Below are 14,195 nucleotides of genomic sequence, written 5' to 3'. Positions count from 1 at the left end.
TCGATTGTTAAGGCTGATCAAGCGCGGTCTTTGCGAGAGCCTGGAAGGCTACGATCTTAGCATCCTCGACCCTCGTTGACATTCGTCCGGCCTTGAGGATGAACCCTCAAGAACGCCCGCCTGTCGGCAATGGATTGATGAAAATCCCGCCTGCTATTCCGAAGGAGCCTGATTGAATATCGGATTCGTGAATGGCAGGATGGCGATGTTGGTGCGGCGTACATCGAAGGTATCTCGCTCAAGAGGGCAATCTGATGTTTGTCACTTCGCCTGTCCTGTCCCTGTTTGTATCGCTTTCCCTCCCCGTCGCGGAACGGCTTCCCACTTTCGAAACAGCGCGAAATTGTGAAGCGGAAGTCAAGGCTGTAGGCAGCTCGCAGGGACAAACGCTCCAGAAATGCATCGCGGATGAGAACAGCGCCCGGGCGGAAATCGAGACGCGATGGGCGCAATTCTCGGCCGGGCTTCGGGATCGATGCATCAATGAGACACAGGTCGGCGGGAGTCCAAGTTATGTGGATGTTCTCGAATGCTTGCGGATGGGCACAAGCGAGTAGGCTATGCGGAACGCAGCTCGATTCCTAAGCCTTCAGGTTCAGGGGCATTCCTTGCCAGAACTCTCGCAGACTGAGTTATCTTAGGGTCAGAGCATCTTCTGAAAGAAGTCAGTGAAATAGTAGGGTCCAAAAGTCCATAATCCGGCCCAGGCTATCGCCCCGATGACGTTGGCCAAGACAAACTCGTGCCATGGCATGCCGATGGAACCGGCCAAGACGCCATTGAGCTGACGGAGCACCACAACGAACCGGGCCGAGAGAACCATGAAGAACCCCTTTTCGCGTGCCACTTTTTCCAAGCTGGCAAGACGCTCAGGCGTCAGCTTCACGATCCAGCCGAACCGCTGGATGAATGCGCGCCCACCGAAACGGCCGATGAGATAACCGGTGCTGTCTCCCAGCACGCCGCCGAGCAAGGCTACCAGGAAAACATGGATGATGTTGAGGTCTCCGCGCGCAGCCAGCAGTGAAGCCGCGATCAGGCCACTCTCACCCGGCAGAGGTACGCCAAAGGATTCAAGATAGATCGTCAGAAACAGAGCGGACACGCCATATGCTTTGATGGCGGGCTCTATCCCGGACAGCAGATCATGGATGATCGTCATAGCGCACCAATATGGAACGTAAGGCATTCAGGCATTGAACCAGCCTTTTGGTGGCTTATGCGGGATAATGACGTTCTTGATACGAGGTCGAGCCAGACAAGAAGTCCATCAAATTTTCTTCGGCTGGCATAGCTTCAATATTGACCAAGGCTGGCGAAGAGGCAAACGGCAACATCAAGAGTCCATCATGTGAGCGGACAACGCTGCACCCGAACTGGATCGGCGCTTTAGGAGGATCGAGATAAAGCCTGCTTGCCGGTCTATTCCACAAACATTACTTTTAGATCTTGGTACGGCGCTGCATTTCAACGCTCCTATCAAGGAGCATCAGGTGAGCGGGCCCATGGACGCACTTGAGCTTCACCACCAGGACCAGGGAGCCGGATCACCTGCTCTTGTTTTCCTGCATTACTTTGCAGGCTCTGCTCGATCCTGGAACCATGTAGTCCGCTCTCTGGCTGCGGGACACCGCTGCGGGACGGTCGATCTGCCCGGTTTCGGCAGCACGCCGCCATTACCGGATTTCAGTGTGCAGGCCATGGCCGAAGCCATTGCCGCATTCATTCTCAGCTGCGATCTTGGACAATACATCCTCATCGGACATTCCATGGGCGGGAAGCTAGCGATGGCCTGCGCTGCTCAAAAGCCGCCGGGGCTGGCGGGATTGGTTCTTGTCGCGCCGTCTCCTCCAACGCCAGAGCCGATGGAGGAATATGAGCGAGATCGCCTTCTCACAACGCATGGGGACCTCGCCTCCGCCGAGAGAACCCTGCAATCCATCGCACGACGCCCTTTGAGTGAGGAAGACAAGGCGATCTGCATTGACGACAATCTTCGGACATCCGCTCTCGCATGGCATTGGTGGCTGGCCTCCGGCAGCCGAGAGAACATCGCGCCTGAAATCGCTCAAATCACGTGTCCGGTTCTCGTGCTTGGCGGAACGCTTGACCCGGTCATTCCACCGCATGTGATCACCACGCAGGTCACATCGAGAATGCCGGCAGCGAGATATGTTCAGATCAGCGGCGCGGGTCATCTGGTGCCATTCGAGGCGCCGCAAGAGCTTGCAGGCGCCATACAAGCATTCGCGGGACAGCCTTCTCGATGAGAAGATTGCTCCCGTTTCCGCACGACCGCTTACTTGGAGATGAACGATGACCGCGCCCTGGTTCATGTTCGCGACCGGCATCGAGAACAGCTATCCAACCGTCGACGGCGGGCGTCGCCGTATCGACGAGATGGAAAAGTGCGGACATTATGAACATTGGCGCACCGATTTCGAGCTTCTGAAGGAACTCGACATTCGTTACTTGCGGTATGGACCGCCTATCCATCGCACATGGCTCGGGCCGGAGCGGTATGATTGGAGCTTCGCGGACGAGACATTCTGCGTCCTCAAGGATCAAGATACCGTACCAATCGTGGATCTCTGCCATTTCGGTGTTCCAGACTGGATCGGAAATTTCCAGAACTCCGATTTTCCCGCGCTCTTCGCGGTCTACGCGAGAGCCTTCGCTCAGCGGTTCCCCTGGGTTCAACTCTATACGCCCGTCAACGAGATGTTCATCTGCGCCACATTCTCGGCGGCATACGGCTGGTGGAATGAGCAGCTCTCCAGCGATCAAGCTTTCGTCACCGCCCTCAAGAACATCGTCAAGGCCAATGTGCTCGCGATGGCGGCCATCCTCGAGGTCCGGTCGGATGCGATCTTCATTCAAAGCGAGTCCTCGGAGTATTTCCACGCTGACGAGCCCGACGCGATTGGAAGGGCCGAGGTTCTGAACTCGAGGCGGTTTCTCTCGCTCGATCTAAACTATGGCCACCGGGTCGATTCCGGTATGTACGAATTCCTCATGGATAATGGAATGACTCGTGAGGAGTATCATTTCTTCCTCACGAACCATCTGCGCCAGCACTGCATCATGGGGAACGATTACTACATCACGAACGAGCATCGTGTGGCCATCGACGGCAGGACCTGGGGCTCGGGCGAAATCTTCGGGTATTCTGAAATTACCCGACAATACTATGATCGCTACAAGTTGCCTGTCATGCATACGGAAACGAACTTGGCGCAGGGTCCGTCAGGTGAGGAAGCGGTAGATTGGCTGCGAAAGGAATGGGCCAATGTTCTGCGCGTCCGCAACAGCGGTGTGCCGATCGTCGGCTTCACATGGTACTCGCTGACCGATCAGGTCGATTGGGATACCGCGCTACGCGAAGAGAACGGTCACGTAAACCCGCTTGGCCTCTATGACCTGAACCGAAATATCCGCCCAGTCGGCAAGGCGTATCAGAAACTGGTTCAGAACTGGCGCAAGGTTTTACCCACGCAAAGCGTCTGCTTGACCGTTCCTGTGGTCAGGCCAAGCCAATTCGGCGGTTCTCATTCGGATCTGCAGGAGGCTGCGACCCGTGAGTTGCGCCAGCCCTCCGCAGTACCTCCGGTGCCTGACAATGAGGCATAAGGGGCCGAGATGGTCGTCCTGGCCTGATCGACCTCTTCATGGCGCCCCGTTTCCTCCAGGCAGGCTGCATCCGAAACTTTACCTGGCAGAATTTGCCGGCACAGCCTTGCTCGTTGCCATCGGCGTTTCCTGTGTCATTGCCATATTCACGCAGGGCAGCCCTTTTCAATCTCTGCTACCTAGCGAGGCGGCCCGCCGCTTCCTGGCCGGTGGGTTATTCGGTTTGGTCGGAAGCCTGATCACTGTTTCACCCATAGGCCGAGTCAGCGGCGCTCACATCAACCCAGCGGTTTCCCTGGCCTTCTGGCTCGAGGGGAAGCTGGTTTGGCAGGATGCTGTCCTTTTCATGCTTTCTCAGATCGGCGGCGGAATACTGGGAGCCCTATGCCTGCTTGCATGGGGACAGACTGGCCGAAGCATGGCGTTCGGTGCCACCGAGCCGGGAGATGAGGTGCCCGTGTGGGGCGCGTTGGCCGGTGAGGCCGCAATCACCTTCATCCTTATCCTCACGATCTTCGTAACGGCAGCTCATGTGCGGACCCGCCGCTTCACCCCGTGGACCATGCCCTTTCTCTTCAGCACCATGGCATGGTGCGAAGGGCCTGTTTCAGGCGCCAGCGCAAATCCCGCGCGCTCCATCGGCCCCGCCTTGATCGCAGGGACCTGGAACGAGCAGTGGATATATGTCTTTGGCCCGATGCTGGGCTCGGCTCTGGCAATCGGGTTCATACGCCTTCAGATCGTTCGTCTTCCGCGTGTCATGGTAGCGCGCCTGTCCCATTTTCATCTGGCATGAAAAACGACTGGAGAGATCAGGAGCCACTCTCGCGAATGACGACGTTCATCGCCTCGCGTCCCGCGAGCGATGCTGTCTCGCTCGCTTTATATCATTCACCAATGTGCAGAATCTCTGGAAGGCTGAATGTTTTTCGCTGCTCATGCATTTCCGTCTAATGACGATATGCAGTGGAAGGCATCCCATACGCTCGGATCCCCTTGGCCAGTTGAATTCCAGTCGCCTCGGTATTGTCGCGCGGACACCTGCGGCCCGCTCCAAAACGCTTTGTTCGTGCGTCTGCCAACATTGCAAAGTGTCCTGAATTCACTCGCATTTACCTGCGGATCGACACGCGGCACCGTCGCGGCGGCATCCGGGCATACCTCATGCGGACCAGTCTACTTAGGTCGTATTCCCAAGCAGATTAAGGAAAGTGTGCTTGACTGACCTTACGTCATGCGCAAGACTATCTGTGGAATTTAATTCCACTGGACGAAACAAGTTTGTTGGACCGGCCTGGACGCATCGCGAGGCAGCGAGGGTCGAGGCACATCGCACGCGCCTCTAAAACAGCAGTTCAGACGACAGAAATGCCCGGGTGAAGCGGTTCGGTCTTGGACAGAAACACAGGTAGGGAAGCACTGTGGACGACGTGAGTTACCTGAAATCGCTATATGCGCCGCGCCATATCCTGGTGACCGGCTTTTCGGCCGATCCAAAAAAGGCGGGCGCACGCTTTGTCGCTGGGCTGCAGGCCCAGGGCTATTCCGGTGAGATCTCACTGCTCGGCCGCAGTGCGGGTGAGTTCGAAGGTCTCAAGATCTACGACAGCGTCGACGCATTGCCCGACGGCATCGATCTCGCTTTCAACATGTATCCGGCGAACATCACGCTCGATGTTCTTCCGCGCGTTGCAGCGCGAGGCGTTCCGGTTGCGGTCGTCTTCACCTCCGGCTTCGCGGAACAGGGCGGCGATGCCGTCGATGCGCAGCAGCAGCTGGTGAAGGCGTGTCGCGAGAACGGCATGCGTCTCGTCGGCCCCAACTGCCCCGGCTATTTCTACTTCCCGAACAACGTCAATCTTACCGCTCAGATAGGATTGAAGCAGGGTCCCGTCGCGCTGATTTCGCAGAGCGGCAACGTGGGCATCACCCTGTGGGACCAGTCCAAGATGCTGGATATCGGCTTCACGGCCTTCATCGGCGTGGGCAACCAATCCGACATCCCGCTTCACGATCACATCGCGTATCTGGGCGATGACGACAACACGAAGGTGATCGCTCTCTATATCGAAGGGCTGCCCGCCGGGCAGGGCCAGGCCTTCCTCGAAATCTGCAAAAAGGTCAGCCGCAAGAAGCCGATCGTCGCTCTCAAGGGCGGCAGGACGAATGCCGGCATGCGAGCGGCTCAGTCTCACACCGCGTCGCTCTCCTCGGAATCGCAGGTGTATTCCGCCCTGTTCGATGAATGCGGAATCATCGAGATCGAGCATCTGGAGCATCTGCTGCCGCTCGCGGAAGTTCTCTATCGCTGCCCGCCGATGAAAGGTGATCGTGTCGCCATCGTCGGTTCCGGCGGCGGACATTCGACCGTCTGCACCGACGAGGTCGAGATGGTTGGCCTTGAGGTGCCCGAGTTCAGCCAAGAACTCCAACAGGCTGCCAGCAAGAAGCTTCCTGTCTACGCGCCCAAGCGCAACCCCATCGACATGACGGGTGGATTTACGAAGGACCCGAGTCTCTTCGCGCAGTTCAACCAGATGGTGATCGACATCGACGGGAATTATGATGGTTTCATCAATTACGGGCTCTACGGCCTGTATCGTGATGGACGTCTCGATGAGGGCCACGTCCACACTTATGAAAGTGCCGCGCCGATCCTGGGTGCTATTCAGGAGAAGACCGGCCTTCCGATCATCTTCTACACGCCATATGCCTATCAGAAGCACAGCTCGTTCACGGCTTTGCGTGAGGCCGGCATTCCCTGCTACGCCGACTTGAATCTGGCCGCGCTTGGAATGGCTGCCCTGCGCAAGCGGCAGAAATTCCTCGATCGCGCTTCGTCCGAGCCGGTCAATTCGGCATCGCCGGCTGGTGCGAACGGCGCAAGCGGCCGCCCGCGTACGGAAGCCGAGGCATCGCAGTACCTCGCTGCCTATGGCGTCAAATTCCCCCGCGCAGCCGAAGCGAAATCCCCACATGCGGCGGTCGCGGCGGCAGAGGAGGTTGGTTTCCCTGTCGTTCTGAAAGGCGTCATGCCGGGCGTGCTGCACAAATCGGATGTCGGCGGCGTCGCGGTCGGTCTTGGTGATCGTGAGTCCGTAGCGGTAGCCGCTCAGAAGATGGAAAAGCAGGTTGCGAGCAAACTCGGAGCCGACGCGCTGACCGGTTATCTCGTCACCCAGGATCTCGGCCGCAGGCGCGAGCTCTTCGTCGGCGTGCGGAACGACCACACGTTCGGAAGCATCGGCGTCCTTGGCGTAGGCGGCGTCTATGCCGAAGCTATCGGCGATACGAGCGTTTGCATTCTGCCTGCGACGGCACAATCCGTTTCCGCTTGTCTCAGCAAGCTCCGCAGCCACCACATGTGGGACGAGTTCCGAGGCGACCCGGAGCTGGACCGGAGCGAGGTTGCGAAACTGCTGAACCAGCTCGCAGGCGCGCTGAACTCGCAGGAAGGTTGCACCGCGATCGAGTGTAATCCGGTGATGGTCGTTGGCCATGATCTGATCGCCGTAGACGCCGCATTCGAATACTCTGAGGAATAAAACGATGTCGAACGATCTGCCCATCACGGAACTCAACGATGGCGTGCTGACACTGACCTTCAACCGGCCTGAGCGGTTGAACGCCCTGACCTCGGACATCTACCGCTATGTCGGCGACAAGATGAACGAGGCGAGCACTGACGAGAACGTCAAGGTCATCGTCCTGAAAGGAAACGGACGGGCGTTTTCGTCGGGCTTCGACCTGAAGCTTCAGACGTCCAATCGCACCGTCGAGGAAAAACTCAACAGCATCCACCTCACGGCCAACAGGGCGCGCTGGGCCATCTGGAACTGCCGCAAGCCTGTCGTCGCATCCGTTCACGGTTACTGCATCGGCGGAGCGCTGGAGCTCGTGCTCCCGACCGATCTAACGATCTCGAGCGAGAGCTGCCGCTTCGGCGTGCCTGAGATCCTGTTCGGCGCAGGACCGGCCTTCAATATGTTCCCCTGGATGATGAGCCACAAGAAGGCGAAATCGATCCTTCTACTCGGGGAAAAATTCAGCGCGGCTGAAGCTTACGATGCCGGGCTGGTATCGAAGGTCGTTCCCGACGACAAGCTGGCGGAAGAGACGGAGAAGTGCGTCCAGCAACTGCTCCGCATGCCGCGCGGCGCAGTGTGGATGAACAAGCAGGGCGTCAACCGTGCCTATGAAACGGCCGGCATGATTCCGCACATCAACAGCTGGGTCGAAACGGTCGCCATCCTCGGCCAGATTCCCGATCCGACCCGTGATGAGTTCAAGAAGCAGGTGCAGGAGCAGGGCGCAAGCGCCGGCATCAAGTGGCGCACGGCCCATTACGAGGGTGAGCAATCCTCCTGATACCGACAACCGAGCGAGGCGAAAGCCGTCAATGACGATCCGGTGAGTGAGAAGAATATGATCCGTGTAGCATTCCGTCAGATCTTGCAGGGGATTATCGTCATCTGGATCGTCTTGTCGGCTACTTTCGTCCTCGTCCGTCTCAGCGGCGATCCTGTGGCGATTCTTCTGCCGGAAGATGCGCCACAGGAGGCTATTACTCTGCTCAATGCGAAGCTCGGGCTCGATCGCCCGATCCATGTGCAGTATCTGAACTTCCTGGCGTCTGCGATCACCGGCGACATGGGGCAATCCTATTTCGAGGGTTCCTCCGTCGGTGACGTCATCGGCCGGCACATGGGCAACACATTGCTTCTGGCAAGCGTTGCGTTCGTTGCCTCCGTTCTCATCGCCATTCCGACAGGAATCTACGCTGCCGTCTTTCCCGGATCGCTGGGAGACCGGCTGCTGCAAATGTCCGCGGTCGTCTTCTCCTCGATTCCGGCCTTCTGGCTGGCGTTGCTGCTGGTTCAGCTCTTTGCCCTTTATCTCAACTGGCTGCCGACATACGGAACCGGATCCTGGCGCCATCTCATATTACCTGCCGCAACTCTGACTTTGATCAGTGTGCCGAGCCTGGCACGCCTGACGAGATCGTCTCTCCTCGAGGTTCTTCCTCTGAACTACGTCCAGGCATCGCGCGCGAAGGGAATGCCGGAGAAGCGTGTCATCGGTCGGGTTGTCCTGAGGAATGCGCTCGTTCCGATCATTACGCTCCTCACCCTTGAGATCGGAGCGCTGCTCGGAGGCGCCGTGGTGACGGAAACCGTTTTCTCCTGGCCAGGCATCGGCCATCTCACGGTCGTGTCCCTCCAGCGCCGCGACTTTCCCATCGTGCAGGGCGTCGTCGTTTACGTGTCCATTATTTTCGTGATGATCACCATTCTCAATGAGCTCCTCATCCGGCTGGCCAGCCCCCGCCTGCGGGGTGGCGTATGACCCAGTGGCTCGTTTCCCGCTTCAATAAGCGCAACATCCTGGAGATCATTGCGATCACCCTTCTGATCGTCGGGGTTCTCGCTGCTCTGTTCGGGCAATATATCGTGCCGTTCAATACGGCTTTCCTGAACTTGCGCGGCAGACTTCTGCCTCCCGGTACGGAGGTTCCTGCTGGGATGCACTTGCTGGGCACGGATGGCCTGGGGCGCGATATCCTGTCGTTGATCGTTCTCGGAAGCAGGACGGCGTTCATGGTTTCCGTCATCTCCGTCAGCATCGCGGCTGCCTTCGGCACGGTGATCGGAACATGGGCCGGGCTCGTGGGCGGGCGTTTCGCGTCCTCCCTGATCCTGTTCTCCAACGTTCAGCTGTCATTTCCCTTCTTCCTGGTGGCCGTTGCCATCATCGGAATGATGCAGCCATCGAGTGCGCTCGTAATCGGTGTTATCGCGGTCGGGTTGTGGGTGCCCTTCGCGCGCATCAGCTACAACAGCTCGCGTGAGCTGGTGCATCTCGAATTCATCGATGCCGTCAAGGTCATGCGCGGCTCGCAGGCCAGAATAATTCTGCGTCACCTGATCCCGAACGTATTGCCGAACGTGATCATCGTTGCGACCTTCGCCCTGGCCAATGCCATCATCGCGGAGGCTGCACTCAGCTTCCTTGGCTTGGGCATGCCATCAGTCAGCCCGACTTGGGGGCGGATGCTCAGCGAAGGCCGTGACTATGCCTCAACGGCATGGTGGCTGACGGTGTTCCCGGGTCTCGCCGTCTTTCTGCTCGTCCTGTCGATCAACATCATCGGCGAGCGCCTTCGAATTATTCTTGATCCACGAACGAACTAACAGAGGGAGAGAACCATGAAACGAGTTCTTAAGCATTTGACAACGGTACTGAGCCTGGGCGTTGCCCTGAGCGCGGTATCAGCGACGCAAAGCTTCGCGCAGCTGAAGGATGGCAACATCACCATCGCGCTGAGCGGTGGCCTTGATCGCCTCGATCCTGCGAAGACGTCGAACGGGCCCGATCTTATGATCCTCGGCCAGATCTACGACACGCTGCTGAAAATGAGCCCGAGCGGCGAGCTTGAGCCCAATGTGGCGGAGTCCTGGAAGTCAACAGCGGACAATACCTGGCGCTTCAATCTGCGCAAGGACGTGAAGTTCAGCGACGGCACGCCTCTGACGGGGGAGGACGTGAAATACTCCATCATGCGGATCCTGGACAAGCAGATGGCGTCCACCCATGCCAGCCAGCTGAGCACGATCAAGGACGTGGTGTTGGTCGACGATCACACCATCGATGTCGTCACGACGGGACCCGACCCGCAGCTGCCTCGACGGATGCAGGCATATGGCGGGACGGGCCGCGTCTTCATCGTGTCGAAAAAGTATTTCGAGGCCAACACGCCTGAGTCCGTCTCCGACAAGCCCATGGGAAGCGGCCCCTACAAGCTGGTCGAGTGGAACAAGGGCCAGCGCATCGTGCTTGACAAGAACCCGAATTACTGGGGGCCTGCCGCCGATGTGACCAAGGCGACCTTTACCTTCATTCCTGAGAACTCCACCCGGGTGAATGCGCTCATCCAGAAGGAAGTCGATCTCATTCAGCGTCTGCCGATCGCCGATATAGAGCGTGTGAAAGGCAACAAGGACCTGTCCGTCATCTCGACGCCCAACGGTCTCGTCCATAACATCAATCTGGATTGCCGCAGTGCGCCATTCAATGACATCGCGGTCAGGAAGGCCTTTTCCGAAAGCCTTGATCTCGAAGGCATCGTCAGCAGCCTGCTCGGCGAGTACGGCCGCGTTCTTCCCGGTCCGCTTCCCCCGAACGTCGTGCAGTACGACAAGACTCTGGAGCCGTACAAATACAATCCTGAAGCCGCGATGAAGGTCGTGCAGGAGAAGAAACCCACACCCATTTCGACGAATACGTCGGACGGACGCTATGTCGCCGACCGGGAGATCTATCAGTCGATCAACGCTCAAGCGGGAGCCGTAGGCTTCAAGATAACGCCGCGGATCATGGAGTGGGGCCGTATGATCTCCATGATCACGGGTGCGACCGCCGGCCCGTTCTACATCGTTGGCTGGGATTACAGTGAGGGTGACGCGAGTAAGATGCACGCCTTCGGCAATTCCAGTCGCTCGACCGCGCTCTGCAAGGTCCCTGAATACGACGCCGCTGCCGGTAAGGCGATGATCGAACTCAATGACGAGAAGCGCACCGAATTGTGGAAGACCGCCCAGCGCGCCATGAAGGATTCCTACATGATCGCTGGGACCTGGCAGGCCGCCTCGATCTTCGGGGCGCGCAAGGAGGTCAAGTGGGATGCGAATTTCGGCGACAACATCTCACTTACCGATATCAAGATCCAGAACTGAGGGCTGTATTGAAGATGAACGATCGCGTCGATTCGCATGTGCTTTCCGTCAAGGATCTGAGTGTTCAATACTCAGGGCAGAACGGCGACGCGACCGTGCTTCACAACGTCAACCTTTCCGTTCTGCCCGGGCAAGTCACCGCCGTGGTGGGTGAATCGGGATGCGGGAAGTCGACGCTGGTGAAGAGTATCATGGGCCTGCTGCCGGGGAATGCCCGGCAGCAGGGAACCATCGAGGTCGCAGGCATGCGGCTGGACAACCTGCGCCCTGCGGCTCGAAGGAAGCTAAACGGGAACCTCGTGTCTCTGATCAGCCAGGACGCATTGAACTCCCTCAACCCGGCAACGACGGTTGGCTATCAGATCGCCGAGATGTTGATGGTGCATCGTGGCGTATCCAAGCGAGACGCTTTCGATCACGCCGTGGAGCTGCTGCGGCGCACCGGTATTCCCGAAGCGGAAAAGCGTGCGCAGTTCTATCCGCATGAATTTTCCGGTGGCATGCGGCAGCGCGCATTGATCGCCACATCCATCGCATTGGGACCGAAGCTGCTCCTCGCGGACGAGCCGACGACGGCTCTCGACGCAACTGTGAAGCTCCAGGTCGTCAAGCTTCTGGATGGCTTGCGCCGCGAGCTCGACCTGTCGGTTCTCCTGATCACGCACGACATGGGCATCGTCGCTGCTTTGGCTGACTATATGATTGTCATGTATGCGGGCCAGGCAGTCGAGAGCGGGCCGGTCGAGGAATTGTTCGCGAACCCTCGGCACCCCTATACCGCCGCCTTGATCGCGGCGGTTCCGAGCATCAATGCCTGGAAGATGCGGCTCAAGAATATTCCGGGAGCGCCGCCGGCTCCACCCTTCGATATCAAGGGGTGCCCTTACAAGCCTCGCTGTGAGAAGGCAATCCCGTTGTGCAGTACTACAGTGAACGAGTTCGCGGCAAACGATCACGTCACCCGCTGCAATGTTCCGAACTAGGTGAGTATGATGAACGGCAGACAGCGCGCAATAGGGATGCCGCCTCAGGAGACTGCGCTCCTCAGTATCCAAGGGATCACCAAGGTCTATGGCCGGGCGAGCATGTTCGGAGGCAACAGCAAGGCGATTGCGGTCCGCGGAGTCGATCTCAACCTGAAGCGGGGGCAGACGCTTGGGATCGTCGGCGAATCCGGATGCGGAAAATCGACGCTCTCGCGCATCATCTCAGGCATCACGCCGCCGACTTCAGGGAATGTCTATCTTGAGGGCGAACCTGTCATCGACGGCAGTACGCGAGAGCAGAGAAAGCGCCTGCGCGACGTGCAGATGGTGTTTCAGTCTCCGGCGGGGTCTCTCGATCCGAGAATGCGCATCGGCGCCATCGTGGCAGAGCCGCTCGACATCCACCGGACCGATCTCTCTTCCGCGGAGAAGCGCAGGCTCGTATCCGAGATCATGGCGCGGGTCGGACTGAACGATTCCTTTCTCGAACGTTATCCGCATCAGTTGTCCGGCGGTCAGCAGCAGCGCGTGGGTATTGCCAGGGCGCTGATCACCAATCCGAAGGTGGTAATTTGCGATGAGGCCGTGTCCGCCCTTGATGTGTCGGTTCAGGCGCAGATCATCAATCTGCTTCTCGACATCCAGAAGGACAGCGGCGTCTCCTACATCTTCATCTCCCACGATTTGAGCGTCGTCGCGAGCATCGCTGACGAGATCGCCGTGATGTATATGGGGCAGATCGTCGAGGAAGGGCCGGCAAACACCATCCTGTCCGATCCTGCTCATCCTTACACGAAGGTTCTGATCGAAAGCGCCTTCGTTCCCGATCCTCGAATCGAAAAGAACCGGGTGAGGGCGGCGGCTGTCGAAGCCGCGCCAGGAACCACTCAGCCGTCTGAAGGCTGCTTATACCGCCCACGCTGCAGGCACGCGATTGCTCCCTGCGAGATGATCACGCCCGATCTGTTATCCGTCGGACCGGAGGGCAGGGTAGCGGCATGCCACAACGAGCAATCCTCGGGCGCGAGCCAGGCTATCGCCAGCGGCCGTTAGCATATTCGAATCGACAGCAAGCAAGGGATGGAAAACGAACGATGGGCGAGATTCTGACTGAGCGCCTCGGGCGCGTCATGGTCGTTACGATCGCGAATGAGGCCAAGCGCAACGCTCTCAACAAATCGATGGAAGAGCCCTTCTTCAACGCACTCGTCGAAGCCGAGCAGGATGACGAGATCCGCGTGGTCGTGATCACTGGAGCGGGCGAGATCGCTTTCTGCAGCGGGCACGATCTGACGGAGGTCGGGCGCAAGGATATCAAGCTGATGAAGCCTGATCCGATGGCGCACCCGGATCGCATGAAAAAGCCTGTCATCGCAGCTGTGAACGGACATTGTCATGCGGCCGGCTTGATGCTCGCTCTGTGCTGCGATCTCAGGATCGTCAGCGAGAACGCCGTGTTCGGTCAGCCCGGCGCGAAGCTGGGCCAGTTGCCGGCGGGCGGGCAAATCTGGCGCCTCTCGCAGGCAATCCCGCGCGTTCGCGCCATGGAAATGATGATGACGGCGGAGTACCTTTCCGCGAAGGATGCCTATGATTGGGGCTTGGCGAACCGCCTCGTCCCGAAAGGACAGGCTCGCGAGGCTGCTCTCGAACTCGCCGAGCGGATCGCGCGGAATTCTACCAACGCGATCCAGGCCATCAAGGCCGGATTGAAGGTCTACGACCGGGAGGGACGCGAGGCATTCGATCAGTATGAGGCATCCGCCATCAAGGAACTAATGAGCGGAAGCGACATGGCTGAAGGTTCGCGTGCCTTCGTGGAAAAGAGAACTCCCAGTTTCTGAGC

The 14,195-nt window shown here is 58.5% G+C and carries 12 protein-coding genes; 11 read left to right on the top strand and 1 reads right to left on the bottom strand.

The features are described 5' to 3' along the window. Window positions 1-643: 643 nt before the first annotated feature. Window positions 644-1,141 (bottom strand): DedA family protein, encoded by a 498-nt coding sequence (locus AB4Y85_RS15515; protein ID WP_441985908.1) that lies wholly within the window; start codon window positions 1,139-1,141, stop codon window positions 644-646. 352 nt (window positions 1,142-1,493) lie between these two features. Here AB4Y85_RS15515 and AB4Y85_RS15510 point away from each other — a divergent pair, with 352 nt between their 5' ends. The 11 genes from AB4Y85_RS15510 to AB4Y85_RS15460 all read left to right on the top strand — a co-directional run bounded on the left by AB4Y85_RS15510 (window position 1,494) and on the right by AB4Y85_RS15460 (window position 14,193). After that, on the top strand, window positions 1,494-2,270 hold the full coding sequence (locus AB4Y85_RS15510) for an alpha/beta fold hydrolase (protein WP_441985815.1): 777 nt from the start codon (window positions 1,494-1,496) through the stop codon (window positions 2,268-2,270). A 46-nt stretch (window positions 2,271-2,316) separates the two neighbouring features. After that, window positions 2,317-3,630, top strand: a complete 1,314-nt coding sequence (locus AB4Y85_RS15505) for a family 1 glycosylhydrolase (protein WP_441985814.1) — start codon at window positions 2,317-2,319, stop codon at window positions 3,628-3,630. Then, window positions 3,620-4,426 carry an MIP/aquaporin family protein gene (locus AB4Y85_RS15500; protein WP_441985813.1) on the top strand — a complete coding sequence of 269 codons (807 nt, stop codon included), beginning with the start codon at window positions 3,620-3,622 and terminating at the stop codon, window positions 4,424-4,426. The genes AB4Y85_RS15505 and AB4Y85_RS15500 overlap by 11 nt, the downstream gene beginning before the upstream one ends. Before the next feature lie 625 nt (window positions 4,427-5,051). Next, on the top strand, window positions 5,052-7,175 hold the full coding sequence (locus AB4Y85_RS15495) for an acetate--CoA ligase family protein (protein ID WP_441985812.1): 2,124 nt from the start codon (window positions 5,052-5,054) through the stop codon (window positions 7,173-7,175). Between the two features lie 4 nt (window positions 7,176-7,179). Continuing rightward, entirely contained in the window at window positions 7,180-7,998 is an 819-nt protein-coding gene (locus AB4Y85_RS15490; RefSeq protein WP_441985811.1) for an enoyl-CoA hydratase/isomerase family protein, read from the top strand. Window positions 7,999-8,055: 57 nt separating this feature from the next. Continuing rightward, window positions 8,056-8,976, top strand: a complete 921-nt coding sequence (locus AB4Y85_RS15485) for an ABC transporter permease (RefSeq protein ID WP_441985810.1) — start codon at window positions 8,056-8,058, stop codon at window positions 8,974-8,976. Continuing rightward, a complete protein-coding gene (locus AB4Y85_RS15480; protein WP_441985809.1) occupies window positions 8,973-9,821 on the top strand; it encodes an ABC transporter permease in 849 nt (282 codons plus the stop codon). Before AB4Y85_RS15485 ends, AB4Y85_RS15480 begins: the two co-directional genes overlap by 4 nt. 15 nt (window positions 9,822-9,836) lie before the next feature. Beyond that, the gene (locus tag AB4Y85_RS15475; RefSeq protein ID WP_441985808.1) at window positions 9,837-11,363 is read left to right on the top strand and encodes an ABC transporter substrate-binding protein; all 1,527 of its coding nucleotides are present in this window, start codon (window positions 9,837-9,839) and stop codon (window positions 11,361-11,363) included. 14 nt (window positions 11,364-11,377) lie between these two features. Continuing rightward, window positions 11,378-12,346, top strand: a complete 969-nt coding sequence (locus AB4Y85_RS15470) for an ABC transporter ATP-binding protein (RefSeq protein ID WP_441985807.1) — start codon at window positions 11,378-11,380, stop codon at window positions 12,344-12,346. Window positions 12,347-12,355: 9 nt separating this feature from the next. Further along, window positions 12,356-13,402: an oligopeptide/dipeptide ABC transporter ATP-binding protein gene (locus tag AB4Y85_RS15465; RefSeq protein WP_441985806.1), complete on the top strand. Its 1,047-nt coding sequence runs from the start codon at window positions 12,356-12,358 to the stop codon at window positions 13,400-13,402. Window positions 13,403-13,443: 41 nt separating this feature from the next. After that, window positions 13,444-14,193 carry an enoyl-CoA hydratase/isomerase family protein gene (locus tag AB4Y85_RS15460; RefSeq protein ID WP_441985805.1) on the top strand — a complete coding sequence of 250 codons (750 nt, stop codon included), beginning with the start codon at window positions 13,444-13,446 and terminating at the stop codon, window positions 14,191-14,193. Window positions 14,194-14,195: the final 2 nt, after the last annotated feature.

The organism is Microvirga sp. 2YAF29 (genome assembly GCF_052114605.1).
Taxonomy (GTDB): Bacteria; Pseudomonadota; Alphaproteobacteria; order Rhizobiales; family Beijerinckiaceae; genus Microvirga.
This window is presented reverse-complemented; position numbering and strand designations above follow the sequence as displayed.

Bases quoted from the DNA above. Each gene is read 5' to 3' on its own strand.
- AB4Y85_RS15460 (WP_441985805.1), top strand. From the start codon at position 13,444: ATGGGCGAGATTCTGACTGAGCGCCTCGGGCGCGTCATGGTCGTTACG.
- AB4Y85_RS15500 (WP_441985813.1), top strand. From the start codon at position 3,620: ATGAGGCATAAGGGGCCGAGATGGTCGTCCTGGCCTGATCGACCTCTT.
- AB4Y85_RS15485 (WP_441985810.1), top strand. From the start codon at position 8,056: ATGATCCGTGTAGCATTCCGTCAGATCTTGCAGGGGATTATCGTCATC.
- AB4Y85_RS15465 (WP_441985806.1), top strand. From the start codon at position 12,356: ATGAACGGCAGACAGCGCGCAATAGGGATGCCGCCTCAGGAGACTGCG.
- AB4Y85_RS15475 (WP_441985808.1), top strand. From the start codon at position 9,837: ATGAAACGAGTTCTTAAGCATTTGACAACGGTACTGAGCCTGGGCGTT.
- AB4Y85_RS15505 (WP_441985814.1), top strand. From the start codon at position 2,317: ATGACCGCGCCCTGGTTCATGTTCGCGACCGGCATCGAGAACAGCTAT.
- AB4Y85_RS15490 (WP_441985811.1), top strand. From the start codon at position 7,180: ATGTCGAACGATCTGCCCATCACGGAACTCAACGATGGCGTGCTGACA.
- AB4Y85_RS15480 (WP_441985809.1), top strand. From the start codon at position 8,973: ATGACCCAGTGGCTCGTTTCCCGCTTCAATAAGCGCAACATCCTGGAG.
- AB4Y85_RS15470 (WP_441985807.1), top strand. From the start codon at position 11,378: ATGAACGATCGCGTCGATTCGCATGTGCTTTCCGTCAAGGATCTGAGT.